The 25534-nt window shown below is 41.8% G+C and carries 24 protein-coding genes and 2 pseudogenes; 12 read left to right on the forward strand and 14 right to left on the reverse strand.

The genetic code is table 11. The features are described 5' to 3' along the window. Positions 1-23 precede the first annotated feature (23 nt). Positions 24-1961: an endonuclease MutS2 gene (locus tag AC4E8A_RS14055; RefSeq protein ID WP_490193766.1), complete on the reverse strand. Its 1938-nt coding sequence runs from the start codon at positions 1959-1961 to the stop codon at positions 24-26. A gap of 585 nt (positions 1962-2546) precedes the next feature. Beyond that, a complete protein-coding gene (locus AC4E8A_RS14060; RefSeq protein WP_490193767.1) occupies positions 2547-2831 on the reverse strand; it encodes a YkvA family protein in 285 nt (94 codons plus the stop codon). A 183-nt stretch (positions 2832-3014) separates the two neighbouring features. Here AC4E8A_RS14060 and AC4E8A_RS14065 point away from each other — a divergent pair, with 183 nt between their 5' ends. Continuing rightward, on the forward strand, positions 3015-4613 hold the full coding sequence (locus AC4E8A_RS14065; RefSeq protein ID WP_490193768.1) for an ABC-F family ATP-binding cassette domain-containing protein: 1599 nt from the start codon (positions 3015-3017) through the stop codon (positions 4611-4613). A gap of 509 nt (positions 4614-5122) precedes the next feature. Here the strand turns inward: AC4E8A_RS14065 and recQ are convergent. From recQ to AC4E8A_RS14100, 7 genes are all read right to left on the reverse strand, one after another. Beyond that, the gene (gene recQ, locus AC4E8A_RS14070; protein WP_490193769.1) at positions 5123-7246 is read right to left on the reverse strand and encodes a DNA helicase RecQ; all 2124 of its coding nucleotides are present in this window, start codon (positions 7244-7246) and stop codon (positions 5123-5125) included. A 283-nt stretch (positions 7247-7529) separates the two neighbouring features. Beyond that, positions 7530-7712, reverse strand: a complete 183-nt coding sequence (locus AC4E8A_RS14075) for a hypothetical protein (protein WP_490193770.1) — start codon at positions 7710-7712, stop codon at positions 7530-7532. A 95-nt stretch (positions 7713-7807) separates the two neighbouring features. Then, the gene (locus AC4E8A_RS14080) at positions 7808-8749 is read right to left on the reverse strand and encodes a nucleoside hydrolase (RefSeq protein WP_490193771.1); all 942 of its coding nucleotides are present in this window, start codon (positions 8747-8749) and stop codon (positions 7808-7810) included. 187 nt (positions 8750-8936) lie between these two features. Beyond that, complete coding sequence (locus tag AC4E8A_RS14085) at positions 8937-9140, reverse strand: cold-inducible protein YdjO-related protein (protein WP_119546426.1); 204 nt, start codon at positions 9138-9140, stop codon at positions 8937-8939. 106 nt (positions 9141-9246) lie between these two features. Beyond that, positions 9247-9447, reverse strand: coding sequence for a cold-shock protein (locus AC4E8A_RS14090; RefSeq protein WP_006834898.1), 201 nt, complete (start codon positions 9445-9447; stop codon positions 9247-9249). Positions 9448-9863: 416 nt separating this feature from the next. After that, the gene (locus AC4E8A_RS14095; RefSeq protein WP_490193772.1) at positions 9864-9995 is read right to left on the reverse strand and encodes a YuzL family protein; all 132 of its coding nucleotides are present in this window, start codon (positions 9993-9995) and stop codon (positions 9864-9866) included. 49 nt (positions 9996-10044) lie between these two features. Beyond that, positions 10045-10812 carry a nucleotidyltransferase domain-containing protein gene (locus AC4E8A_RS14100; RefSeq protein WP_490193773.1) on the reverse strand — a complete coding sequence of 256 codons (768 nt, stop codon included), beginning with the start codon at positions 10810-10812 and terminating at the stop codon, positions 10045-10047. 100 nt (positions 10813-10912) lie between these two features. Between AC4E8A_RS14100 and AC4E8A_RS14105 the strand changes: the two genes are divergently transcribed. From AC4E8A_RS14105 to AC4E8A_RS14130, 6 genes and pseudogenes are all read left to right on the forward strand, one after another. Continuing rightward, a complete protein-coding gene (locus tag AC4E8A_RS14105) occupies positions 10913-12433 on the forward strand; it encodes a spore germination protein (RefSeq protein ID WP_490193774.1) in 1521 nt (506 codons plus the stop codon). 16 nt (positions 12434-12449) lie between these two features. After that, positions 12450-13562: a GerAB/ArcD/ProY family transporter gene (locus AC4E8A_RS14110; RefSeq protein ID WP_490193775.1), complete on the forward strand. Its 1113-nt coding sequence runs from the start codon at positions 12450-12452 to the stop codon at positions 13560-13562. After that, a complete protein-coding gene (locus tag AC4E8A_RS14115) occupies positions 13559-14716 on the forward strand; it encodes a Ger(x)C family spore germination protein (protein ID WP_490193776.1) in 1158 nt (385 codons plus the stop codon). Before AC4E8A_RS14110 ends, AC4E8A_RS14115 begins: the two co-directional genes overlap by 4 nt. 83 nt (positions 14717-14799) lie before the next feature. Continuing rightward, entirely contained in the window at positions 14800-16317 is a 1518-nt protein-coding gene (locus AC4E8A_RS14120; RefSeq protein ID WP_490193777.1) for an HD domain-containing phosphohydrolase, read from the forward strand. 116 nt (positions 16318-16433) lie between these two features. Beyond that, entirely contained in the window at positions 16434-17513 is a 1080-nt protein-coding gene (locus AC4E8A_RS14125) for an AI-2E family transporter (protein WP_490193778.1), read from the forward strand. Between the two features lie 575 nt (positions 17514-18088). Beyond that, positions 18089-18318: pseudogene (locus tag AC4E8A_RS14130) on the forward strand (transposase); the annotation flags it as partial. A gap of 113 nt (positions 18319-18431) precedes the next feature. Here the strand turns inward: AC4E8A_RS14130 and AC4E8A_RS14135 are convergent. Then, on the reverse strand, positions 18432-18776 hold the full coding sequence (locus AC4E8A_RS14135) for a DUF1033 family protein (RefSeq protein WP_490193779.1): 345 nt from the start codon (positions 18774-18776) through the stop codon (positions 18432-18434). Positions 18777-18928: 152 nt separating this feature from the next. On the opposite strand from AC4E8A_RS14135, the gene AC4E8A_RS14140 reads away from it, so the two are divergent. Together AC4E8A_RS14140 and AC4E8A_RS14145 are read left to right on the forward strand one after the other, a co-directional pair. Then, positions 18929-19384, forward strand: coding sequence for a cupredoxin domain-containing protein (locus tag AC4E8A_RS14140; protein WP_490193780.1), 456 nt, complete (start codon positions 18929-18931; stop codon positions 19382-19384). Between the two features lie 370 nt (positions 19385-19754). Then, positions 19755-19997, forward strand: a pseudogene (locus tag AC4E8A_RS14145) (transposase); the annotation flags it as partial. A gap of 151 nt (positions 19998-20148) precedes the next feature. Here AC4E8A_RS14145 and AC4E8A_RS14150 read toward each other — a convergent pair. From AC4E8A_RS14150 to AC4E8A_RS14160, 3 genes are all read right to left on the reverse strand, one after another. Beyond that, a complete protein-coding gene (locus AC4E8A_RS14150) occupies positions 20149-20511 on the reverse strand; it encodes a fluoride efflux transporter FluC (protein ID WP_490193781.1) in 363 nt (120 codons plus the stop codon). Continuing rightward, positions 20505-20891 carry a fluoride efflux transporter CrcB gene (gene crcB, locus AC4E8A_RS14155; protein ID WP_490193782.1) on the reverse strand — a complete coding sequence of 129 codons (387 nt, stop codon included), beginning with the start codon at positions 20889-20891 and terminating at the stop codon, positions 20505-20507. The genes AC4E8A_RS14150 and crcB overlap by 7 nt, the downstream gene beginning before the upstream one ends. Positions 20892-21542: 651 nt before the next feature. Then, the gene (locus AC4E8A_RS14160) at positions 21543-22691 is read right to left on the reverse strand and encodes a D-alanyl-D-alanine carboxypeptidase family protein (RefSeq protein ID WP_490193783.1); all 1149 of its coding nucleotides are present in this window, start codon (positions 22689-22691) and stop codon (positions 21543-21545) included. A gap of 356 nt (positions 22692-23047) precedes the next feature. On the opposite strand from AC4E8A_RS14160, the gene AC4E8A_RS14165 reads away from it, so the two are divergent. The 3 genes from AC4E8A_RS14165 (at position 23048) to AC4E8A_RS14175 (ending at position 25294) form a co-directional block, all read left to right on the forward strand. Beyond that, positions 23048-23326: an acylphosphatase gene (locus AC4E8A_RS14165; protein ID WP_490193784.1), complete on the forward strand. Its 279-nt coding sequence runs from the start codon at positions 23048-23050 to the stop codon at positions 23324-23326. A 189-nt stretch (positions 23327-23515) separates the two neighbouring features. Next, the gene (locus tag AC4E8A_RS14170) at positions 23516-24127 is read left to right on the forward strand and encodes a 5-bromo-4-chloroindolyl phosphate hydrolysis family protein (protein WP_490193785.1); all 612 of its coding nucleotides are present in this window, start codon (positions 23516-23518) and stop codon (positions 24125-24127) included. Positions 24128-24142: 15 nt separating this feature from the next. Continuing rightward, the gene (locus AC4E8A_RS14175) at positions 24143-25294 is read left to right on the forward strand and encodes a toxic anion resistance protein (RefSeq protein ID WP_490193786.1); all 1152 of its coding nucleotides are present in this window, start codon (positions 24143-24145) and stop codon (positions 25292-25294) included. Positions 25295-25336: 42 nt separating this feature from the next. Here AC4E8A_RS14175 and AC4E8A_RS14180 read toward each other — a convergent pair whose 3' ends face one another. Next, positions 25337-25519 (reverse strand): hypothetical protein, encoded by a 183-nt coding sequence (locus AC4E8A_RS14180; RefSeq protein WP_490193787.1) that lies wholly within the window; start codon positions 25517-25519, stop codon positions 25337-25339. Positions 25520-25534: the final 15 nt, after the last annotated feature.

The following is a 25534-nucleotide window of genomic DNA, read 5'->3' on the forward strand; positions in this document are numbered from 1 at the left end:
GCCGGGAACAGCCATTTTGCCATTTACTCATTAGGATCATGGATAATGTTCGTTTTTTCATCATGCCGACGGTTCATTTGGCTACTCTTTTTCCGATGATCCTTGGATTTGAAGATGATATCAAAATCGTAATCTTTGGGGTACATTTCTTGTGAAGATATATAAAGCTCCAGCCGTTTATGGTTGATTTCTTTCTTTTCCCCTTTAATGAACACAGAGTAATTCCCCATTTTGTCCGGACCTTTTTCGATGATACCGAAGTCACCGTCAGGATTCACCTTCACATTATCACCCAGCGTAAATTGTGCAGCTACTTCTTTGCTTTTCACTTTTTCCTCCCGTTTTCTTCTTGAATGCCGATTAACCATGACTTGATTCTCACGTTCTTTCCGAGTAATCAAACCATCTTGATCTGTAGCATATTTCCTTTCCGACTTATACGTTACTTTATGGGCTGTCTCGATGAGTTCCGGATGCATCCCCAGTTTTAATGCAATTGAAAATGCCTGGCTGTCTCCCCCTCTTCCGACAATCAGGCGGTAGGCCGGCTCAAGGGTGTCCAGATTGAATTCCATTGAACCATTGGTGAAGCCCTCTTCCCTCTCAGCAAAATCTTTGATTTCACTGTAATGTGTGGTAGCCAGTAATGTGGCACCTTTGTCATAAAGCTTTTGGAGAATCGCTGTTGCCAATCCCATTCCTTCCCCAGGATCGGTGCCTGACCCGAGTTCATCCAATAGAATCAGGCTCCTGTCATTTGCCTCCTGCAAGATTTCAATAATATTTTTTACATGGGAACTAAAAGTACTTAAATTTTGTTGAAGACTCTGCCCATCACCGATATCCAGGAGGATTTTCTGGTATAGACAGATGTGGCTTCCCTCATCGACAGGAATGTGGATACCGCATTGGACCATGAGGGTCAACAGGCCGACCGTCTTGATGGTAACCGTTTTCCCTCCGGTATTCGGTCCGGTGATCAGGAGTGCATGAAAGTCTTTACCCATTTCAATATTGAGCGGGACTGCCTCTTTCCCTATCAACGGGTGTTCCGCATTCTTCAGTAAAATATAATGTGATTCATTCAGCTCAACAGAGTGACCGCCAATCGCCCTGCTGTATTTGGCTTTGGCGAAGAGAAGATCATAGTTGATCATGACCTCGACGGCAAGCTTGAGTTCTTTCTCACGCTGCTGGACAAGTCCAGTTAAGTAGAGAAGAATACTCTCAACCTCAGATTCTTCCTCCATTCTCAGGTACAGCAGCTGATCCTGCTGCAAGCCGACTTCTTCAGGTTCGATGTAAAGTGTCGATCCAGATGCAGATGTATCAAGGACAGCCCCCTTTACTTTTCCTTTGTATTCTTTCTTTACTGGAATTACATAACGGTCACCCCGCTGGCTGACGACCGCTTCCTGAATATAAGACTTATACTTATTGGACTTTATCATACTTACTACTTTCTCTTTCAGCCTTTCCTCTTGGATACTGATTTGCTTTCTGACCTTCAATAATTCCTTTGCAGCATAGTCATCCACGCGTCCATTGCGTATGCAGCGCTGGATTTCTTCAAAAAGGTCTGGCAGTTCTTCAATCGAATAAACGTATGATGAAACTCTGGGAGCAATGAATTCCTTATCCTTCATGAACTTCTTCAGTTTTTGGCAGCAATCAAGAAACAAGAGAAGTTTTTGGAACTGCACGGGCCTCAGAGCGGTGCCTTTGTTCATCTGGTGAAGGATGATTTCGATTCCATCCAGGGCATGGATCGGAATACTTTCGCTCTTGGTCAATATCCCGGCTGCTTCTGTAACTTCGTCCAGCCATGATGCAATTTGTTTCTTATTAAACGACGGGGAAAGCGAATGGACGAGTTCTTTTCCGGAATCAGTGAGTGCATAGTTTGCGATTTCTTCTTTAATCCGATGAAATTCCAATTGTTCAAACGTCTTTTCGTTCAACTTTTTTACCTCCGAGTTTTATTATGCTCGATGATTTCCGCTCCAGGCGTATAAACTCCGCGGGGCAGGCGTTGAGCCACCTCAGCACACCTGCGGGGCTTCAACTTTCCCGCAAATCCCGAATCCAATCTAAAATAGATAGGAATAACCATCCAACACAAAGATTTTAAATAACCCTAATCCCTCCAACACATCTTTTGATAACTAATCCGCAAACAATGATCCAGCACTCGGGTTTTGAATACAAAAAAACCGCAATGAACAATGTCCATTACGGTTCGGAATATCATACAAAATGGAAAATCCACAGGTGCCGGGCACAAAAAAACTGTGTTCAATCGACACAGTGCTGCAGACATATGTTTGCATGCTATGATCATTGTTCTCAACTCATCAGACATGAAGGCACACATAAATAAGCGTGTGAACAGAATGTTTTTCTGCCCTGGCCTTGATGAATGACCGTATAAAGTTACGGATTAGTTAAGAACGACACCTAACATACTACATTTCCCCTTTTCAGAGATTAAATTGATTACATATTTCATATTATGCTTCCAAATGCTTCCTTGTCAACTCAGTATTTTAGATCTTATTAACATCATATTTATCCTTCAATTCATCCGGTGCCAGCTTAATGATTTGCTGGAGGATTAACGCAAAGACCGCTATATCATCTACAATCCCAAAAATAATGAGCCAATCCGGTATGAAATCAAACGGCAATAAAATATATCCGATAATCAAACCGGTTGATAACAGCTTTTTCCACATCTTCACACTAGGAGACCTGAAAAATGCGACAAGGAATGGAACCGAGCTTCTGATATTGAATAAAAATTTTAACCTGCTGAAAAATCTTGCCATCATTCTCACCTCCTACCAAAACTCCTATTTCTTATATACCACAATTTCAACAAAAATATTTTAACTGAGTCCTAATTTTTCTTAATGGCAGCCACATCCTTCTATAAGAAATTCCTTATAGGGTGTGAATTTATTGGTGGAACATGTTATAATCTTTTAGATATGAATGATGGAGGTAATTACTAAATGATTCAAGTTTCAGATGTAAGTCTGCGTTTCGGTGACCGTAAATTATTTGAAGATGTAAATATAAAATTCACTGCCGGCAACTGTTACGGCCTTATTGGCGCGAATGGTGCGGGCAAGTCGACTTTCCTTAAAATCCTATCCGGGGAAATCGAATCCCAAACAGGCAACGTATCCATGACCCCTGGTGAACGTATGGCCGTGTTAAAGCAGAACCACTTTGAATATGAAGAACATGAAGTGTTAAAAGTCGTCATCATGGGGCACGCACGCCTATATGAAGTGATGCAGGAAAAAGACGCTATCTACATGAAAGCTGATTTTTCTGACGAGGACGGAATGCGTGCAGCCGAGCTTGAAGGCGAATTTGCTGAATTGAATGGATGGGAAGCTGAATCTGAAGCTGCCATTCTCTTAAAAGGGCTTGGTATTGGCGAAGACCTTCATACAAAGAAGATGGAAGATCTGACAGGTGGAGACAAAGTCAAAGTATTGCTCGCACAGGCGCTATTCGGAAAACCTGATGTTCTCCTTCTCGATGAGCCTACCAACCACTTGGACATCGCAGCGATTCAGTGGCTTGAGGAATTCCTGATTAACTTTGAAAACACAGTCATCGTCGTATCCCATGACCGCCACTTCTTGAACAAAGTGTGTACACATATTGCCGACCTTGATTTTGGTAAAATCCAGGTTTATGTAGGTAACTATGATTTTTGGTATGAGTCCAGCCAGCTGGCAACGAAAATGGCTCAAGACCAAAACAAGAAAAAAGAAGAGAAAATCAAGGAACTGCAGGCGTTCATTGCGCGATTCAGTGCCAATGCCTCTAAATCCAAGCAGGCTACATCCCGTAAAAAACTTCTGGATAAAATCACACTTGATGATATCAGGCCTTCTTCCCGTAAGTACCCGTATGTTCACTTCAAACCTGAACGTGAAATTGGAAATGACCTGTTAAGAGTAGAAGGCATCTCTAAATCCATCGACGGGGTAAAAGTTTTGGATAATGTAAGCTTCATCATGAACAAAGATGATAAGATTGCCCTTGTCGGAAGTGATGAAATTGCGAAAACCACCCTTTTCAAGATCCTTGCAGGGGAAATGGAGCCAGACAGCGGTTCTTATAAATGGGGCGTAACGACTTCACAAGCGTACTTCCCGAAAGACAACTCAGAGTATTTTGAAGGAAATGAGCCAAGTCTGGTGGAGTGGCTGCGACAATATTCACCGAATGACCAAAGTGAATCTTTCTTGCGTGGATTCCTTGGAAGAATGTTATTCTCTGGTGAAGAAGTCATGAAAAAGCCAGGCGTTCTATCTGGAGGAGAAAAAGTCCGCTGTATGCTTTCGAAAATGATGTTGAGCGAAGCAAACGTTCTTCTTCTTGATGAACCGACAAACCACTTGGACTTGGAGTCCATCACAGCTCTGAACAATGGTCTTGCAAACTTCAAAGGTTCCATGATCTTTGCATCTCATGACCATCAGTTCATTCAAACGATTGCAAACAGGATTATCAAGCTCGGCTCTGAAGGCATCATTGACAAGCAGATGTCTTACGACGAGTTTCTTGAAGCTACCGCAGTGAAAAATTAAATTGAGTTATTGAATCAGCGGCCTTTCCACTTTGGGAGGCTGCTTTTTTTGATATCCCTGCTCTAACGGCACTTTTTCTTTCGTTTTTCTCTCTTAGGCTGTTTTCATATTGACTCTGCTTTTGAAAAGATCCCAACGGCAGGACCTTTTGTTGGAAAGAGCAGCTCTATTCTCTCTCGTTTTAAGGTATTTTCTAATGGATAAGGGCAATATTTTTCGGCATTCATATATAATTAGCAACACTCTTCACGGAAAGAGCTTTCCGAATCAAAAGAGTATTTTGTGGTATGAAAAAAAATGGCTGTTTTCGCATATAGTGTTGCTTCCGGAAAAATCCCAAAAGCTGGATTTTTCCCCTGTATACTACGTTTTTCTCTCTTGCTAACAGGGGTTGATCCGGTTCATGACTCCACTATCTTTCGGAATGATTATCAAATAGCAACAACGTTTATACGAAAAGAGCTAAAAAAAACACGTTCAGATAGCTCTCTGGACGTGTTTTTCCTGTCTTATTTAACCGCCATGACTTTCTCATGCAGGTATATTTTTATTTGAAAATAGCTGATTTCTTCCGGCAGTTCCTCTTTGATCGGTTTCAGCTTTTCAGGGCCTGCCTTTCCAATTGCAAGTTCAATCCTTTCTCTCTCTTCATCCGTCAGAAAGTCACTGGTGTTCACTTCCAGCCCCTCTTCTACGGCTTGAAGGATATGGTTCTGGACAGTAGTCATGGAAAGGGTTCTCTCTTTTGTGATCTCTTCAAGACTGCTGCCACTTTTGAATAGCCGGAACGTTACCAGATAAGAAGGCTCTTCCTCTTTTTTATTGCTGGTGCTGCTCTGTTGTTCCGTTGGCTCGTTATCTTTCTTGTATTCAGCGATTGCTGCAATGAAGCGTGAGCCGTATTTTTCATTCTTATGGGCGCCCACTCCCTTCACATCCAGGAAGCCGGCACTGTCTATAGGAAGCTTCCTGCCCATATCCCTAAGCGTTTCATCGGAGAAGATGACAAACGGAGGAACTCCCTCTGCATCTGCCAATTCTTTCCTTATGGATCTCAGGATCTGGAATAACTCATCATTCTCTTGATGCACGACTTTTTCCACTTTCATGGTTTCTTTCCTCATCACGTTTTCATTTCCTTGGAGGACGTTCTTTCCTCTTTGACTTACCTTCAATACTGGAAAAGTCCCGCTTACAACCGTTATATAATCTTCAGATATCAAGAAGTCGATGAAATGGCTGATGTCTTTTTGTTTTTGTTCTTTCATCAAGCCATAGGTTGACAACTTTTCAAAGCCAAACTCTTTGATTTTTTTATTTTTGGAACCAGCAAGGACCTGGCTAACCAAGGAGTTCCCGAATCGTTCGCCCATCCTGATCATACAGGAAAGCACCATTTGGGTCTCTCTTGTTACCTCGACTGCCTGACGATCATCTGTACAATTGCTGCATTTACCGCAAGGAGCCGCTTCTTCATCACCGAAGTAACGGAGGATATACTCCTGAAGGCATCCCTCTGTATGGCAGTAGTCAACCATCTGCCTTAGTTTCAACAGTTCCTGGGTATGACGGGAGGGGTCCTGGGTATTTTGCGAAATCAAGAACCGCTGAATTTGGACGTCTTGCGGTGAATAAAGGACCGCACATTCACTTTCACCGCCGTCACGTCCTGCCCTTCCGGCTTCCTGGTAATAGCTTTCCATGTTTTTCGGAAGCTGGTAATGGAGAACATATCGGACGTTTGATTTATTGATGCCCATTCCGAACGCATTTGTTGCCACGATCACCTGAAGATTATCTTTGAGGAACTCCTCCTGCATTTCGTTCCTCTCGACATCACTCATGCCGCCATGATACTTTCCAACGGCTACTCCCTGCCTTTTCAATTTACTGTATAAGGAATCGACTTCCTTCCGGGTCGCCGCGTAAATGATACCCGACTCATCCTCATTGGCTTTTACATATTGCAGCGCATATTTGCTTCTGTCCTGTCCCTTTATGACCTTAAAAGACAAGTTTTCTCTTGAAAATCCAGTGATATAAGTATTCTCTTCTTCAATCTCAAGAGAGGCACATATGTCATTTTGCACTTGAGGTGTTGCGGTTGCTGTCAGTGCCAATACAACCGGGCTGCTCGGAAGTTTCTGCAGCAGGTCACTGATTTTCAAATAACTCGGTCTGAAGTCATGCCCCCATTGCGAAATACAATGGGCTTCATCAACAGCAACCAGCGGTATTGGCAAGTTCTTCAGATACTGAACAAAGTAGGGAGACTCCAGCCTTTCGGGTGCAATGTAAATCAGCTTGTACACCCCCAGCTCTGCTTCACTCAACCTCCGCTCAATTTCTGCTTGTGTCAAAGAGCTGTTTATAAAGGTTGCCGAGATGCCTGCCTGGTTTAATGCATCAACTTGATCTTTCATCAAAGATATTAACGGGGAAACCACGAGGGTGATCCCTTCCATAAGAAGGGCAGGAATTTGATAACAAATCGATTTCCCGCCGCCTGTAGGCATGATTCCAGCTGTATTGTTCCCAAACAACACACTTTGAATGATCTCATCCTGTCCGGGCCTGAAATTCTCGTAACCGAAATATTCTTTTAGATAACTCCTGGCATGAAATATATTCATTGCTTGTAAAACCCCTTATTATAACCAAATCGGTATGTTCTGTTCTTATATAACCATTATAAACCCCAGCGGCGCAGAGGTCGATGGAAGCAGGGAATTTGTTTAATTTTTCAATTGGCCAATGCTTTTCTATTCATTGCTACTAGGTGTTTCTTTCTGCCAGGGAGATCAACTCTTATCTTTGTTGCTTACAGCGATTTGAATTATGACGGGATTAGTCGAAATTCATGTTGCATAAAAAAAAGACCCATTGAACGACTCAACAGGTCTTGCCCCAACATTATTAAAACCAGCGGAAATGCGGTTGTCCGCCTTCTGTTTTCTCTTCTTGTTCTTCTTGTTCTGCTTGTTCTTCTTCCACTTCTGATCTTGGAGTCCCTCTCCAAAAAATATCCCATACATTATGGCTCGGTTTCTCTTCAGCCGAATTAACTTCTTTTTCTATATCAACATTTTTCTTAGACATGGATATACCTCCTTTAAATATGCTTCCGGTATAGGCCGGTAGGTAATCGACATTACATACTATTCAAGAAGAGGCATATCGTTTAGGCAAATGCCTTAATTTTGTTTAATTTCCTCTATTAACATACTTAAAACACTTTTCAAGAAATCCTCATATTTAAAATTGATGTTAATGAAATGGTTCGCTTCAGGATCGTTTTCCATATTCCTGAAATCGGCATACGTGAATCCCTGTGTTTGCTCATCAGTGGAAATGGAGACTTTTTTCTGTATGATCGTGGTGTTCTCCAGGTTGGATAATAAGTACAACGTGTATAAATCATGCAGGGGGACACCGTTCAATCCCGGCTGCAGCTCTTCATATGCCCTTTGATAATAAGTGAATATCGGTTTGAAGATATCCTTGAAAGGATTTTTGCTTTCTTCTGCCAATAACCTGATATGTTCTTCCTTTAACTGAGCATATTGTGTCACATTTAATGGTGCCACATATACTGGCAGGCCCGACTCGAGGACGAAATTGGTGGCGGTTGGGTCTCCATGAAAATTAGCTTCTGCAATTTCCGTCACATTTCCCGGAACCAGGAAAGCTCCTCCCATTAGAAACACTTCTTTTATACTATCTTTGATAAACGGATATAAATTGAAGGATAATGCCATGGATGTGTTGCGGCCGATATCCACGAAATACAAATCATCCTGTTCAGATGTAATATCCAGGATTGAACTGAAAGGCATAGCTTGATACGTAAAAGATTCAGGAATCTCAACAGGCCCTATACCCTCTTGGCCATGAATCTCGGGGTAATAGGGTTCATATTCCCCTGTCAATGGCCTGGAGGCTCCAGTGATGACTGGAATGTCTTCCCTGCCGGCTACAGAGAGGATGTATGCAGCATTTTGGGCTGCATCCTCTTGGCTGACATTGCCAAAACCCGTCACAATTGCCTGCAATTGAATATCTGGACTGCTTAAGGCATAGATGATGGCAAAGGTATCATCTATGCCGGGGTCTGCAAATAGGACAACCTTCTTCATGCCAATTCCACCTTCCGTAGAATTTCCTGATAAATTAGCCTATTCATTGAAATGGGATTTTAACCATAATTTTCTGAAAATGCTACTATCAAAGCAGCCTGGGCATATCCGCGGCTGCTTGAAGTGATAAAGTTTCAGCACAAAATAAAAAACTTCCTACTAAATAGGAAGTTGAATGATCACGGAACTATTTTGTTGTCGGATGAGGGTTATCCACAACTTGAAGAACTTCTGATGAAGGGACCATTTCGCTTTTGCAAATCGGGCAATGAGGTGTTTCTTCACTTTTGAAGTTATCCCTCATCCAGCCTTTGCAATCTTCAGATGAACATTTCCAAATCTTTGTTTCCTCTGTTTTGATTTCTTCTTCATTTCTTCTTCCAAATGCCATCGTGTCATTACCTCCTTTATCATTCCGAGACGGGTCAAGCCACTGTTACAGAAATAGCTACCCTGTTTCTGGCGGGTAGCTATTTTTTAGCATCAGCGTGCTAAAATTATAATTTTACAACGTTAGCTGCTTGTGGTCCGCGGTTGCCTTCAACCACTTCGAATTCCACACGCTGACCTTCGTCAAGAGATTTGAATCCTTCGCCAGTGATTGCACTGAAGTGAACGAATACGTCGTTTTCGCCTTCAACTTCGATGAATCCGAAACCTTTTTCTGCATTGAACCATTTTACTGTACCTTGTTTCATGAGTAGAAACCTCCAAAAAATAAAAAAAATTTTAATATGTTACTTTTTAAAATAAAAATTCACATATTATAAAAAGTACCGGCTGAGAAAGGCGATCACTTTTTATAATATGTGAATAGCTTTCAATTTTGCGGTGTGACGGTTATTAATTCTGATACTCCTATTATAGTACATTAATTGATTTTGTCAAATATGTAAATGGTAATGGTTTCCGGTTCAGCCGCAAAGGAACCGAAGAGCATCAGTATAAGTCGATGAAACGGAAGGAATGCGCCATCCTTATTCACGTCGTGATTTCGTCATGCTGTTATTTATATTTACTTAACCATCTCACTCTCGCACGTGTGGAATAATTTCCACACGTGCGAGAGAATTCAATAGGAAATCCTTTCGTTTTAGACCGGCAATCCCACTACCTATTTCTTATTTCTTTTTCTTGAAGACTCAACCTGGATTCCGCCAGGAAGTTCACTAGTTGTTGTGCCCTGCCCTTCAACTTGTGCAGAGCCCAGTCCTGCTTTTGATGTGTCTTGTTTCTTTTTTGCCATTTTATCACCTCAAGATTAGTATGACAAATTCCACACTTCCTTATGTCATCTATTTTTCTGAAGGTGTCTTCACTTTCCACCCGTCGATTGAAAAGCCGCCCATCTTGGTCAGTACATGGCTGCTCTGTCTTTTAAAAGTCAGAAACTTTTCTTCTCTCCCAGAAACGTTCAACGCTTGCAGAAATAAGCTTGAAAATTCTTCGTCAGGAAAAGGAACTTTTAAATATTTTTTCAAGTAGCTTTCTTCACTCAAGTATGAACCGATTTGATAATAAGGAATTTGCTCAACTGACAGGAATTTACAGTACTCGTCAAAAAGGACCCTCAACGAATTGTGGTATACGAACTCCCATGCATCCGCTCCTTTATCATAGAGATCTTCAAGATTATCAAGAGTATCCCAGAGCCCGTATTTCATGAGTTCCAGTCCTGCTTCACCATTTTTTTTAAACGGTTTTTCCAGCCACTTCCCTGCCTCTTCCTTTAAACCCAAAATGGTCCCTTCCCTGTCCATCACTATTTCACCAGTTGCAAATTGAACAGCAGCATGTGTACTTCTTTCTAGATGATCCTCTTCAAAATATTTATGTATTTGAGCAGGGGGATTACAGAAATACTCAATCAAATATCCATCAATGATCCGATTGCCGCGCTCCCTCCACTCCTCTCCTTCATTCAAAACCAAATGCACATCAATATCCGAGTGCTCGGAAGGGTTTCCTGTAATATAGCTGCCGCAGACCAATACTCCTTGCAACTCATTAAGATATGGCCATTCTTCCAGAAATCGTTCAAGTGCTGCTCTCCAGTTCTTCATGACTCTCCTGCTTTCTGTTTTATATTCCAAGAAACAAACGGTCATATTTTATGTTTTCCTGGACAAAATACTAAAAAATTCTAGTTAAGGGTGTTTGGGCATGGTATTCAAGTGGCGTGAAAAGAAACGAAGAGAGGAAGAAAAATCGATTGCCCACAGCCTCAACCTCGAAGATCTAAAAGCCGAACTAAAAGATTCCTTAAAACAAAGTGATGACCTCGCCTTTCATGAAATTGAAAAAGAGCATCACCATATCTTGATCGTCTATTTAGAAAATATCATAAATAACGACCAACTTCATCAACATATTGTCAAACCGCTGGAACGGACAGCAGATGAAGCGGACCCCAAATCCATCGCAAATAATATTAATATCGGGGCCATTTCCATAACCAACCGCCTTATTGATATAACGGAGGCGATCATAAATGGAAATGCCTATATCTATGTGGAGGGTCAGCCATGCGGTGTACTGGCTGATATTTCCGAGAAGGCCAGCCGTTCTTTAGAGAAGGCCGAAACAGAATCACTTGTCTTCGGCCCAAAAGTTGCGTTCACAGAAAGTTTGTCAACGAACATGAACGTCATTCGGACTAACATCAACGACCCGAATCTTTGTGTTGAAGAATTTATTCTTGGTTCAAGAGTCAAAACCAAAACATACCTTATCTATATTAGTGACATCGCCGAAGAAGAAAATGTGAATACATTCAGACAACGGATGAAAGATCTTGAAGTGGATAGTATTATTGACAGCTCCGTCCTGGCACAGATGATTGAAGATAATTCGTATACTGTGTTTCCGCAGCTGGTCACAACTGAATTGCCCGATCGTTTCAGCATCTCCCTATTACACGGCAAGATCGGGATCCTGGTAGATAGAAGCCCCCAGGCCATCATCGGTCCTTCTACATTCCTGAATTTCTTTGAATCAACCGAAGACATATATATGCGTTGGAACATGGGAACCTTTTTGAGGATGCTGAGATTCATAGCCATCCTCCTCTCGGTCCTTTTGACACCTGCCTATGTTGCCGTCTTAACCTACCATTATGAAGTCATCCCGTCTTCTCTTCTGGTTTCACTGGGAGAGTCACGTTCCAAAGTACCGTTTCCGCCAGTGTTTGAAGCCCTTCTGCTGGAATTCATCATCGAATTGCTTCGGGAGGCAGGTGCACGCTTGCCTACCAAAGTCGGACAAACGATGGGTATCGTAGGAGGTATCGTAATCGGGCAGGCAGCAGTGGAAGCCGGCTTTACCAGCAACATTTTAATCATTATCATCGCCATCAGTGCCTTGGGTTCTTTTACAGCCCCAAGCTATGCAATCGGAACTGCGGTCCGGATCATCCGCTTTCCCATCATTATTATGGCAGGATTATATGGCGGTGTTGGAATTGTGTACGCCTTTTCTTTCTTGATGATTCATCTACTGAAGCTGACGACAATCGGCCGCCCTTATTTATCACCGATATACCCGCTTTCTATATCTGATTTGAGGTACAGTTTAATTAGAATGCCTTTTCAATTCATGGGCAAACGGCCGGAAGCCAATTCGACCATCGATTCTGAAAAAATGAAAGCTAAAAAGAAAACCGAAAAGAAAGATGTAGACGAATAAAAAAAGGATTGTGTCTATGAAAATTAATGTAGATCCCCCCAAAGCTTTAATGTTCAACTCATTTTTCATTATGTTTGTCATTCATGTTGCACAAACTGGTGTTGGCATCGCCGGCCTTCCGCGAGTCGTTTTTATTGAGGCAGGGTATGATGCCTGGATTTCCGTATTACTCTCCGTATTTGTCGTTGCCACTTCGACAATCTGCATTATTCTCTTATTAAAGAATTATGACAGCGCCGACTTGTTCGGGATACATAGGGACATATTCGGAAAGTGGATCGGTTCCTTTTTAAGCATCATTTATATGGGGTATCTGTTCGTAATTGCTTACCTCGTGATCATGCATTATACCGAAATGGTACAGGCGTGGATATTCCCGCAAATGCCCACATGGCTATTATCGGGCCTCCTTATTTTCCTGGCTGTTTATGCAGTATTAGGAGGAGTCCGAATTCTCGTGGGTGTCTGTTTTATCACATTCATCCTGACGGCATGGCTTGTGTTCATCCTTTCTGTCCCTCTTCAATATATGGATTACACGCACTTCTTTCCTATCTGGAACCACAGCTTAAAAGAAATCGGCATGGGTGTCTATAAGACCTCTTTTTCAGTGATAGGATTTGAACTGCTGCTATTTTTTTACCCTTATATTAAAGACAAGAAGAAAGTGATGAAGTATTCATTATTCGGAATTGGTTATACGACATTGCTTTACTTTGTTGTTACATTTGTTTCCATTGGCTTTTTCTCTGAAACCGTTCTGGAAAGGACGATTTGGCCAGTCTTGTCGATGTTCAAGATCGTTAGAATTCCGAACTTGGAAAGGTTTGAATTCATTGCCGTTTCTTACTGGATGCTCATTGTCCTTCCAAATATATGTCTGTATTTTTGGGCAGCTACGAGGGGGATCAAAAGAGTATTTGGCTTCAAACAGAGAAAAATGATTTATCTGTTTGCAGTAGTAATATGGTTGGGTAATTTCTTCATTGATCAAAGGGTTGAAATGAACACCTTCACCGACCGAGTGGCAACATTTAGTTTTGGTTTGACATTCGTCTATCCAATAGTACTTCTTGTCCTGGTCTTCGGAAAAAAAATCTTCAAGAAACGAAAAGGGGGTTCTGCATGAGGAATTTAACTCTTTTATCCGTTGTCTTTTCCGTCTCCCTCCTGCTTGGCAGCTGTGTTCAAACACGGTATCTTGAAAAACAGGGTTTAATCACTGGTATTGGTTACGATAAGTCAGAGAAGGAAAACAAGATTTCCGGAACCATTGTGTTCTATCAGTTCAATCCTTCCATGCAGAATCTGACAACGGTCATTACAGGAGAAGCGGATACAAGTAAGGGAATCAGAATGTCCGCAAATATGGAGACTGACCACAATCTGGTTTCAGGCCAGCTGAGGGTAGCTTTATATGGCGAAGAGATAGCCAGGAAAGGAATCAGTTCATTGGTTGACTCCCTTTCAAGGGACGCTGCAATCGGGAATATGACTTATTTGGGAGTAGCGGATCCCAGCGCCAAAGACATTTTATCCTACCAGCCAAAAAGCCAGCCTACCAATATGGGAACTTATCTCTATAACCTTGTTCTCCTCAACATCGAAAATGAAGTGATTCCTAATCCGACTCTTCAGGAATTCATGACAAGCTACGGATCAGTAGGGAAGGACGCCATTCTCCCCTATTTTTCAATTATAGAAGACAAAGTGGGAATAAAGGGATTTGCCCTATTTTCAGACGACAAGCAGGTCGGCATTTTGGAAAGAGAAAACATTTTCTACGTTCGATCTTTGATGAACAGCATCAAAACTGGCAGTGTAGAGGTGAAAGTCCCAAAAGAAACCTTTAAAAAGGAAATTCATGAAGCTCAAAACATTGAGGTGGATGAGGATGATGAAGTGGAACAAATGCACGTAACCCTGGATAATATTAAAAATGGGTATAAAATCAAGCTGACAGATAAACAGAAACCTTCCTTCGACATAAAGCTTACACTGGAGTCAAGGATTCTTGAAATGACTGTCCCCCTTAATTTATCAGAAGCACCCGTGCTTAGAAAACTGGAAGAAGCCATGGAAAAATCAATCGAAGAAAAGGGCATGGAAGTCATTAAAGAACTACAAGAATCAGGTTCAGACCCAATCGGCTTCGGCTCTTACTACAGGGCTTCCATAAGGGACAAAGAAGTGACGAAGCAGATGTGGGCGGAAAAATATCCTTCAGCTGAGTTTAATTTCGATGTGAATTTAAAAATTGTCCGGACCGGGATCATTGATTAAAAACCCCAGGAATATCTTTTTTGTATACCAAACCTCAGATTTTGCATTATAATGACTTAAATAGCAAAATCCCGGAGGACTATATGGCTCTATTTACTGCCTTTCAAAGAAGGATGTTCTTTAATTATCTGATTGGCTCGCTCATTGCAGTGCTTGGTGTAGGATCGATTTTCATCTTTCAGACTCTCGACCTTTCCGGCAGTCAATCCATCTACATGATTTTAATCATATCCGTCTCACTCCTGTTTATGTTTGTCACAGAGTATCTGGTCTACAGCAGACACCTGGCTCCATTGAAGACCATTTATCGAGAGCAGGACCAATCAATTGAGATGTTGAATAAAGCCTTCATTCACAGCTTGAATTTCCCTGTCCTGACTGTCAGGAGAATCATGCTGCCACACTTCCTGGGACTGGCAATCCCGGCAACCACTCTTAGTTATTTCTTGATTAAAGATGGACAATTAAGCATCCCTTATTCTTACATCGGATTTGCTTGGGCCGGAGCTTTTCTTATAGCTTCTATGCATGCACTAATTGAATTCCATCTTACATTTAAGACTGCTGCACCTATTTCATCCGACCTAGCTGAGAAAGCATTGAAACTGCACAATATTGATCTATTGAAAAACAAGCAATTTCACCTAAGTTTAAAACGAAAACTCTTGGCAGGTTCAATTTTCCTTGCCCTATTCCCGGTACTATTGTTCAGCCTTGCTTTGCAGGTCCGTTTATCTATCACACTAGATCCTCAAACTGATTATTGGAACTGGGCCGGCCTTCTGATCTTCATCATCCTGATCCTGGCTGTTTCCAGCACTGTACTCATTTTCAGAAGCATTGAAGATCCAGTAAAAGAGTTGCGGGAAGGCTTTCAAAAAATAGAACAGGGAAAGCCTGAGCAAATGATCAATCCATATACAGATGAATTCTCCGACCTTTTCAATGGCTTTAATAATATGGTTGCCTCTCTTCAGGAAAAAGAAGCGAAAAACGAACACTTGATCAGCAGCTTTTTCGATGTCATTGCAGCTACCCTGGATGCACGTGACCCATATACCGCCGGCCACTCCCAACGTGTTGCTGACTATTCTGTTAAAATCGCGAAAAGGGCAGAATGGCCTCGTTCCAAAGTGGAATTACTAAAAAAGTCAGCCCTGCTTCATGATATCGGCAAAATTGGAATTAGAGATGAAGTTCTGTTAAAAGATGGCAGACTTACGGATGAAGAGTTTGCCCAGATTAAATTACACCCGGTTATTGGTGCAAATATATTAGAGGGAATAGATCTTACAGAGGAACTCCTCCCCATCCTTCCCGGCATAAAATATCACCACGAAAGAATCGATGGCAAAGGATATCCCGATGGGCTGCATGGTATGAATATACCCGAGTTCGGCAGATTGATCGCTGTGGCGGATGCTTATGATGCCATGACATCCGACAGGCCATATCGAAAAGGGATGAGCCCATCGAAAGCTCTTTCGATCCTGGACGCGGGGAAAGGGACTCAATGGGACCCCGGCTATGTTGAACACTTTATGTCCATTCAGCAAAACCAATCCGAAACCCTGAAGAAACAAGCTTCTGCCTCCTGGTAGAAGCTTGTTTCTTCAGGGAAAATTCACCGTTTTAGTTTTAATGAAATGATTAAAGAGAATATACAAATGAAAGAGACTCATTTAAGGTCTTTTCAATTTTATTTAGGAGTGAAATTATGCCGGAAGGAAAATGGTTTCGAAGAGGGTATGCCCTGGCACTAATACTGCTGATCATTTATTTAGGAACACTAGTTGATTTTATTTTCAAACCGGTTACAGTCCTTGTGACTGCTTTATTCGGACCGATTGTGCTCGGCGGTATCTTTTATTATCTTTTGAGGCCGCTGGTGGGCTTATTAGCTAAGAAGATGCCAAGATCGGTTGCCGTACTTCTTCTCTATCTTGCCGTCATCGGGGTCATTACCGGAGTGATATTCTATGTTGGCCCAATTCTTCAGAGGCAGGTCAACAGCTTGATAGACAACACCCCGCAGCTCATTGAAAAATTCAGGGCAACTTTATTAAATCTTCAGCAAAATGAATGGGTTTCCCGGTTCCAGGAAAGTGAAAGGTTTTCGCTTGAGACTATTACCAACAGGCTGACAGACTATTTAAACGAAGCCGCTTCGAACCTTGGGTCGAACCTGATGAACATCATCAGCACAATCACCAATATTGTTGTATTAATCATCCTGATTCCATTCGTTCTGTACTATATGCTGAAGGATGGGAAGAAGCTGTCAGGAAAAATCTTAAAACTGGTGCCAGAAAAACATGAAAATGAAGGCAAAAAAGTCCTGAGCGATATGGATGAGGCTTTGAGTTCCTATATCCAGGGACAGGTCATTGTCAGTTTCTGTGTAGGGGTTCTCGTTTATATTGGTTATCTGATAATCGGACTTGATTACTCCCTTGTCATCGCCATCCTGACGATGCTTACAAATGTCATTCCTTTTATCGGGCCTTTCATCAGTTCAGTACCTGCAGTGATCGTCGGTTTCCTGCAAGAACCCATCATGGCTTTATGGGTGATCATTGTCATTCTGATCGTTCAGCAAATCGAAGGAAATCTTATTTCTCCTCAAGTAATGGGCAGAAAACTGGATATCCACCCACTGACAATCATTTTGCTGCTTGTCGCTGCAGGAAAGTTCGCCGGATTCCTCGGGTTGCTGTTGGCTGTGCCAACCTATGCCATTTTAAAAGTCATTTTCACACATGTGTATCGATTCATTAAGTTGCGTACCAACCTATAGCTGTTCGAAAAACAGGGACAACATCTCATCGGCTGTTGTCCCTGTTTTTTTGAAACAAAAAAACCAGCCCCAAGAGACGAGGCACTGAAAAAGTCCAATAAAGTTCTAAAAGGCAGAATCGCTTACTTCAAAGAGCGATTCTGCCTTTTTCACTTTATGTTTTACGAAAAAAAGTTGATTTCCGTTCCAGGTACGCGACTCCGCGGGGCGGGCGTTGAGCCTCCTCGGCTTCATAAAAAGCGGAAGCGGCCGTTCAGCGACGTACAGATTGGAAGGCTCTCGTATGAGATAAAGGAAACACGACGAACATAGTGAGTCGATGCTGACTTATCGCAAGAAGAGAGTCCGAAATCTGCTAGTCGCTGGCCGCTGGAGCTGGCTTCGCCTGCGGGGTTACGTTCCATTGGTACGTAAGCTTGGTCTCACCTGTCCCGCTAGTCCCGCAGGAGGCCGCGCACCTTCCACTCCAATCAACGTTGAGAAAAAAGAACACTACCCGCTATTAAATCCTTACTTTATAATAGAACTAACAATATAAGTGGGTGGTTTCCAGTGATTCACAACAACAAACAATCATGTTCAGTAAGTATGAAGGGCCTTATGATATCGTCGTTCCTCAAGACAATCTGTTACGGAGAATAAACGATTTAATCGACTTCTCCTTTATTTTGTTTTTGATGAATTAAAGAATAAATATTGTCATGATAATGGGCGAAATGCGATTGATCCTACTCGTATGTTCAAATATCTGTTTCTGAAAACCATTCACGATGTATCAGATGTCGATATTGTTGAACGATCTAAAAAGCCAACCCTTCTTCCTTTTATAGGAAGAAGGGTTGGCTTTTTCTTTATTAATTATATTTATAGTTTAGAAATCGGCAGATTTTCAGTGCCCCCCAAGAGACCGGCTTCTCCTCATTCTGTTATTTCAAGCACTTCTGCAAGCCTTGCTTTTTCTTCATCTGTAAAGACTTTTGGTTTGTTTCCCTCCATGAGGATAAGACCATGATATAACTGCAGATCATCATCGCACGCTTCGCAAAATGCTTTTTCATTCTCACTCCAAAAGGCGACGGTATTCTTTTTTTGCTTTTTATGTTGATATTTATAGGTAAGGTCCTGAACGAGAGCAATGAATTGTTCAAAAGCTTCCTTTTCATCATGATATTCCAGCTTCTCGGTAATATCTTTTTCCCAGTCAGTAAAAAACCACCAAGGTTCAGCTTCCCCTGATATTCTGACGACACTGAACGATGCCATACGATCACACCTCCAAATAAATTGTACAAGATTCTCTTTCCAATACAAAATCATCTGCATTTTTTTCAATAATAATCTGTGCCAAATTCACATTTTAGACAAGTTATCGATGGACCAGGCATATAGTTGTACTAGTTAAAGGAGGTTGTCTGATGAAATTTATTGTATTGAAAAAAGGCTCTCTTATCTTATTTATTATTGGATTTGCGGCATTATCACTGGGTGCGGCCTGGATGTTGATGCCTAAAGAGTCTTACCCCACCGTGACCATGAATGGCGATAATCCCAATGTTCAAGTCATCGAACTGGTTACGGGAGTATTTTCTTCCGAGATGGAGGATGGAAAAAAAATAGAGTCCTACAGATGGGATCCCGGGACAATCGTTGTCGATAAAGGAAAAGAAGTTCAATTCCGCATCTACGGGGTCAACGGGAAAGCCCATCCGTTTCATATTGAAGGAACAGATGTAAAAGGTACAGTAAAGAAGGGAGAAGAATCCGTCTTCAATGTGACGTTTGATAAAAAAGGCACCTATAAGCTTGTCTGTGACACCCACGATACTATCGAAAAAAACGGCCCGATGATCGGCTACATCGTCGTAAAATAATGAAAAGGCTGCCCGTCATAAGCGAGGGCACTGAAAAAGTCCAATAAAGTTCTAAAAGGCAGAATCGCTCACCTCAAAGAGCGATTCTGCCTTTTTTACTTCAGATTTTACGAAAAAATGTTGATTTCCGTTCCAGGTGCACGACTCCGCGGGGCGGGCGTTGAGCCTCCTCGGCTTCGCCTGCGGGGTCTCACCTGTCCCGCTAGTCCCGCAGGAGGTCGTGCACCTTCCACTCCAATCAACATTGAGAAAAAAAAACACTACCCGCTAATAAATCCTTACTTTATAATAGAACTAACAATATTAAGTGGGTGGTTTCCAGTGATTCAACAACAACAAACAATGATGTTCAGTAAGTATATGGACCTTTAAAAGTAAGACGTATTCCGTTACTATAAAGTCCGATCAGCACTCCTCCCAAGCAAAATTCCAGGAAAGCGAGTATTTTAAGGAAAAGGCAAAAGAACGATATAAAATTGAAGCGAAAAATAGTGAACTAAAACACAGACACGGGTATGATGTAGCAGAATCCTCGGGTCTAATTGGCATGGAATTACAAGGTGCCATGGCTATATTTGCGGTAAATATTAAAAGGATCCTAAAACTAATGTGATAATAAAGGGCAGCATATATGTTTATATCCAAGAAAAAGCCACCCCTTCTTCCTTTTATAGGAAGAAGGGGTGGCTTTTTCTTTATTAATTTTAGTTATAGTTTAGAAATCGGCAGATTTTCAGTGCTCTCTCATAAGCGAGGCAGCCTTTCTATATGAGTACTATTTCAATCACTAAACCCAAAAATGCTGTCATTAACCCTCCGAAATAACTGAAAGCCAGATACAAAAAAGCGTTCTTCCCCTCTCCTGCTCTCTTCAGGTTTAACACTTCCACCATAAAAGTCGAATAGGTAGTAAAAGCACCTAGAAACCCAACGCCAAAGAATGCGTATCTCACCCCTTCTACTCCACGGCCTATTAGCATTCCCAAAAGAAAGGCGCCTGCCAGATTAACAACCAAGGTTGAAAAAGGGAATTTAGTGTTGAGCTTGCGTTTAATCAAGCCGCCTGCTGTATAACGTGCAATCGCACCAACAAATCCACCGGAGGCTATCGCCAATAGAATCAACATTCACTGCCCCCTTTCAACTTACCTATAGTAAGCCCTGCCCAGGCAAACCCCAAACCGCCTGCTGCGCTGAAGAAAAAGTAGAGAAAGGCCAAAATAATCTGGCCTTGTCTTAAAAGGCCTATCGTTTCTACACTAAATGCGGAAAAGGTGGTAAATGATCCGATCAACCCTGTCCCTATCGCCGCGGCCACTCCAGCAGGCAGCCTGCTATCCTTCAGGCTGTTTTCAGTCAGCAGCCCCAAAAGAAAAGATCCTGCCAGGTTGGCTGTAAGAGTCCCAAACGGGAATGCAGCAGGATGAAGACCCATGAGGAAATTCCCCAGCAAGTATCTCAATAGACTGCCTGCGGCTCCCCCAATCCCTACAAATATATAAATCATTTCCGTCACACGTCCTATATGTATAAGTAAAAAGCACACTTCTCTATTCTACCCCTGCAGGGTAAAGATATAAAGAAGTGTGCCTATATGCAAGTCTTACTATTGTCTTTTGATTCACTTTGTATGATTCACACACCGGATCAATCATTGATAAATTACCCTAACACAATGAAAGCCCTTCCTCTCGATCATCCTTATGGCTCCTAGGCCATGCCAGTGAGAATTAGGGGAAATTCTAGCAATAACAATAATCATACAATCTTCATTCTGGTATCGGATGAGTCTCAGCTTTTTTGCTGGATTGAAAAAAGCTTCCTTAGTCCTCAGCGGATTCTCTAAACCCAGCTGGATAAGGATTTAAAAAAATCGATCAAGCTTGGTTGATCTTCAGAAGAATTATTGATGTACTACTACGGAGATTAGTAGTCAGTAAGACCTGACTGTTATGTGGTTTTCATATCCACAATTGTTAACTATACATGATTTCATTTCCTTTGTCAACATACCGAGTCCAGGACTTATATATATAGGTCCCGCCTTGCTGGCGGTTGACATCAAACTAATACCAGTCGCTCCGCCAGCGAGGGACATCGAATGAAATCCATTCTTATCGTAAGTCCAACTATACTTACTTATACAAAGGATATTTTTCTATGCTCTCTTCTTTCTCATTACAGCAGTTCCAGCGATAAGAAGGAGAGCCGCATACAAATAGACCGGGTATAAGACGAGCTGGCTCTTTACCATGCTGGTGTCTTGCTCCTTTTCAGTTTCATTGTATTCCGGTTTTCCAGGAACGAGCCCCAGTTCACCTATCAGCTGTTCCTTTCCGTCCATCAGGTGCAGCAGTCCTCCATTTCGGTCAACGGAAATCTCGTTTTCTTCACCTATAAGGCTTGTATACGTGATTTCATTGCCTAAGACATATTCTTTATCCCCAGCCTTATACACTTCCCCTGCAGGAATAACCTGGTGTGTGAACTTGTTCAATCCATAGTTCAATAAAGCATTGGTATCTTTATAAGCAGCTGACTTGGACTGTGCTTTCAATAATACGACCGCAACCGAGAGATTCTCGTTGGTGGCAGTTGTCACTAGAGTATGCCTGGACTCCTCGACAAATCCATTCTTTCCTCCAGTCACTTCCGGGTAGGCTATTTCACCTTTTACCATTTTATGATGGTTAAAAAGGGTCGTGTCCCAGCCTTCCCCGTTCCAATCAAGTTCTTTTAAAGAAAATAGTTCTTTAAAGGAATTGTTTTTGATTGCATAGGATGTGATGAGGGCCATATCCTTTGCAGTTGTATAATGGTCTTTCTCATAAAGGCCATGCGGATTTGTGAAATGAGTATTCTTTACACCGGCCTTTTCTGAGAGGAACTTATTAAGATTTTGACTGAACTTTTCAACGGAACCATCTAAGTGTTCCGCTATCGCCACAGCTGCATCGTTTCCAGAGTTGATCATCATCCCTGCCACCAGCTGTTTCAGGGGAAGTTGTTCTCCCTCCAGCAAATAAACAGAAGATCCTTCAGTTTCAGCTGCGTTCCTGCTAATGGTCACCATGCTGTCCAAATCACCTGTTTCCACAGCGTATATAGCTGTAGCTATTTTTGTGATACTGGCAGGCGGCATCCGTCTGTTAGCATTTTTCTGATAAAGGATTGATCCTGTATCCGTATCAATCAGGACCGCGCTTTCGCTGAAGACCGATTTAGGCTTCTGGCCATACTCAGAACCGGCTGAGGCCGTTTGTCCTGTTATGAATAATAATATGATTGCAATGAAAAACTTTTTCACAGAAGGAACACCTTCCTTAGCATTATTTAAAAGACACTAAACATTTTAACAAAAAAGTTTGTTCTTCAACCATTGAAATTAAAATTTAACAGAACAGTAATTTGTTTGCTTTATAACAAAGCTGCAGGCACCTCTTCTCTCTGTATTCGGCTGCCTTTGGGACTCTAACTCCTAGAAGCCTTTCCTATCTGAATCCAACTACCTGACTTTAGAACTGTTCCAGACACCCTTTCTCTCTGAGTCCCAATCACTATTGGATTCTACAGCCCTCCTAGGAACCATTTAACCAGCCGCACAAGATTAAGTCCGTGTAGGATAGGGAATAAAAATAACGACTCAGTTCCAGGAGGTATATCATGAACAGAAAAGTAAGTTTAAATGTTGAAGGCCATGTACAAGGGGTCGGATTCCGCTGCTATACGAAGAACAAAGCGGATGAACAGGACATCACTGGCTGGGTGAAGAATCTCGATAATGGCTCTGTTGAAATTGAAGCACAAGGGGAGGCTTCCGCCATTGAAGAATTCGCTACGTTTGTAAAAAATGGTGCCAGCCCCGCTTCACGTGTGGATGTTTTCCATATTCATGAAATGGAAACAGAAGAAACTTCATCCAATGACTTTAAAGCTCTTTAAACCTGTAAAAAGATTAAACAATAGGACTGGCCTATGACAGGGTCAGTTTTTTATTGTCGGAAATTATCAAAATCGTAAAGTTCGACTAAACTATTTAAGCGCTTTTTGCAGGATTTTTGAAACTTTTATAGTATAGAATCGTAATAAATAGTAATGAGGTTATCATTAACGATTTAAGGAGTAGATGACATGAAATCAATACCTCTTACATTTCTAAAATTGTTTTTAGGAATTAACGGGTTCTTTATCACCTTTCTCGTGTTGATTTTTGGATTCGAGCAATCATTCCTGATTGGAACAGCCGGCGGGGCTGCTGTCGCTTACCTTGTTTCTTCCACAGGAAAATGGGTGTATACAAAAAGGTTTTTGAAAAAGCACGGTATCACTCTACAGGATTACCGTTATATTAATAAAAATTTAAAAGAGGCACAATCCAAGATTAAACGCCTGCAGAAGACTCAATTTCAAGTCCGTTCCCTCGGTGCGTTCAAACAAATCCTGGAGCTTAACAGGCTCGCTAAAAGAATTTACTCGCTCGTCCGTAAAGATCCGAAAAAGTTCTATCAAAGCGAACAGTTTTTCTTTTACCATTTGGATTCTGTCGTCGAACTGTCCGAGAAATATACTTATCTTGCTACGCAGCCAATTAAGAATGACCAGGTGTTCCAGTCAATAAAAGATGCCAAGCGCACCTTGCACTCCTTGGAGGATTCGCTCCAGGAAGATCTTATGAATGTCCTATCCAACGATATCCAAACCCTGGATTTTGAATTGGATGTTGCCCGTAAAAACAAAAAATAACAAAGGAGCACTCTTATGAACTCAAATAATTCAACCGACTATAAAAATGATGATCTAGAAAGTCTTTTGGCAGATCCCTTTGCGAGCAGCACTTCGAACCCAAGTGATGTCGCCAGTGCACCCGTTATGCTTGCCGAACGGCTGTCACCTGAACACAAACAGAAAGCTCAGGAAATAGCAAAACAGATTGACATGCACAACAGCCAGGCTATATTGGAATACGGAACGGCAGCCCAGACGCAAATGTCAAATTTCTCCCATTCGATGCTGGATCATGTCCAGAAAAAAGATGTCGGTCCTATCGGAGACGTGTTAAATGATTTAATGAAGAGGCTTAAGGAAATGAACCCTGAGGAGCTTAATGATCAAAAGAAAGGATTCGTGAAAAGATTATTCGGTAAACTGTCAAGCTCCATCTCTGAAGTACTTTCCAAGTATCAAAAGATAGGCAGTCAAGTGGACAGGATTTCAGTGAAATTGGAGCATTCTAAGAATGTCCTTATAGACGATAACCGTTTTCTTGATGAACTATATGAAAAGAACAAGACCTATTTTCAATCGCTGAATATTTATATAGCAGCAGCGGAACTGAAGCATGAAGAGCTGTCATCTGTAACAGTTCCTGCATTAAGAAGGAAAGCTGAATCTTCACAAGATGATATGGCTTACCAGGAAGTCAATGATGCCCTTCAATTCCTCGACCGTTTGGAAAAAAGGATCCATGACTTGAAGATCAGCAGGCAAATGACTATTCAGACTGCACCGCAAATCCGCTTGATTCAAAACACGAACGGCGCTTTGGCAGAAAAGATTCAATCATCGATTCTGACAAGCATCCCGCTTTGGAAAAACCAGATTGCAATTGCTCTCACTCTGTTTCACCAGAAAAAAGCTGTACAGGCACAGAAGCAGGTGTCCGATACAACGAATGAGTTGCTGTTGAAAAATTCAGAAATGCTTAAAACGAATAGTATAGAAGCTGCCAAAGAAAATGAGCGGGGTATCATTGATATGGATACCTTGAAAAAAACCCAGGAGAACCTCATTTCTACAATCGAAGAAACATTGAGAATTCAGCAAGAAGGACGTTCGAAGCGTCAGCAGGCTGAAAAAGAACTCGTCTCAATGGAGAACGAATTGAAGAACAAGCTGCTTCAATTGAAATAACCCCAATAAAAAAAGGCTGATCACAGCCTTTTTTTGTTGGGGTTAAAGCGGTCCGCCGCCGCTGCTGTTATTGTAACGATTTACTTCTGACATGCTTTGCGCTTGAGCATAATCCTGATTGTCGGTGGTACTCCTATCGGTTGAATACGGCTTCTTCTTAAGGTCGTGATAAATGGCGTAAATAAGGACAAGTACGAATGGAATCGCGAAGTATATCCAAAACATATCCCTGCCTCCTTT

The organism is Bacillus sp. SRL337 (assembly GCF_984799155.1).

Coding starts and splice junctions, on each gene's coding strand:
- AC4E8A_RS14125 (WP_490193778.1), top strand. CDS start 16,434: ATGCCGGAAGGAAAATGGTTTCGAAGAGGGTATGCCCTGGCACTAATA.
- recQ (WP_490193769.1), bottom strand. CDS start 7,246: ATGAATATATTTCATGCCAGGAGTTATCTAAAAGAATATTTCGGTTAC.
- AC4E8A_RS14135 (WP_490193779.1), bottom strand. CDS start 18,776: ATGGCATCGTTCAGTGTCGTCAGAATATCAGGGGAAGCTGAACCTTGG.
- AC4E8A_RS14095 (WP_490193772.1), bottom strand. CDS start 9,995: ATGGCAAAAAAGAAACAAGACACATCAAAAGCAGGACTGGGCTCTGCA.
- crcB (WP_490193782.1), bottom strand. CDS start 20,891: ATGATTTATATATTTGTAGGGATTGGGGGAGCCGCAGGCAGTCTATTG.
- AC4E8A_RS14120 (WP_490193777.1), top strand. CDS start 14,800: ATGGCTCTATTTACTGCCTTTCAAAGAAGGATGTTCTTTAATTATCTG.
- AC4E8A_RS14065 (WP_490193768.1), top strand. CDS start 3,015: ATGATTCAAGTTTCAGATGTAAGTCTGCGTTTCGGTGACCGTAAATTA.
- AC4E8A_RS14150 (WP_490193781.1), bottom strand. CDS start 20,511: ATGTTGATTCTATTGGCGATAGCCTCCGGTGGATTTGTTGGTGCGATT.
- AC4E8A_RS14100 (WP_490193773.1), bottom strand. CDS start 10,812: ATGAAGAACTGGAGAGCAGCACTTGAACGATTTCTGGAAGAATGGCCA.
- AC4E8A_RS14140 (WP_490193780.1), top strand. CDS start 18,929: ATGAAATTTATTGTATTGAAAAAAGGCTCTCTTATCTTATTTATTATT.
- AC4E8A_RS14180 (WP_490193787.1), bottom strand. CDS start 25,519: ATGTTTTGGATATACTTCGCGATTCCATTCGTACTTGTCCTTATTTAC.
- AC4E8A_RS14115 (WP_490193776.1), top strand. CDS start 13,559: ATGAGGAATTTAACTCTTTTATCCGTTGTCTTTTCCGTCTCCCTCCTG.
- AC4E8A_RS14165 (WP_490193784.1), top strand. CDS start 23,048: ATGAACAGAAAAGTAAGTTTAAATGTTGAAGGCCATGTACAAGGGGTC.
- AC4E8A_RS14110 (WP_490193775.1), top strand. CDS start 12,450: ATGAAAATTAATGTAGATCCCCCCAAAGCTTTAATGTTCAACTCATTT.
- AC4E8A_RS14105 (WP_490193774.1), top strand. CDS start 10,913: ATGGTATTCAAGTGGCGTGAAAAGAAACGAAGAGAGGAAGAAAAATCG.
- AC4E8A_RS14170 (WP_490193785.1), top strand. CDS start 23,516: ATGAAATCAATACCTCTTACATTTCTAAAATTGTTTTTAGGAATTAAC.
- AC4E8A_RS14085 (WP_119546426.1), bottom strand. CDS start 9,140: ATGGCATTTGGAAGAAGAAATGAAGAAGAAATCAAAACAGAGGAAACA.
- AC4E8A_RS14080 (WP_490193771.1), bottom strand. CDS start 8,749: ATGAAGAAGGTTGTCCTATTTGCAGACCCCGGCATAGATGATACCTTT.
- AC4E8A_RS14175 (WP_490193786.1), top strand. CDS start 24,143: ATGAACTCAAATAATTCAACCGACTATAAAAATGATGATCTAGAAAGT.
- AC4E8A_RS14060 (WP_490193767.1), bottom strand. CDS start 2,831: ATGATGGCAAGATTTTTCAGCAGGTTAAAATTTTTATTCAATATCAGA.
- AC4E8A_RS14090 (WP_006834898.1), bottom strand. CDS start 9,447: ATGAAACAAGGTACAGTAAAATGGTTCAATGCAGAAAAAGGTTTCGGA.
- AC4E8A_RS14075 (WP_490193770.1), bottom strand. CDS start 7,712: ATGTCTAAGAAAAATGTTGATATAGAAAAAGAAGTTAATTCGGCTGAA.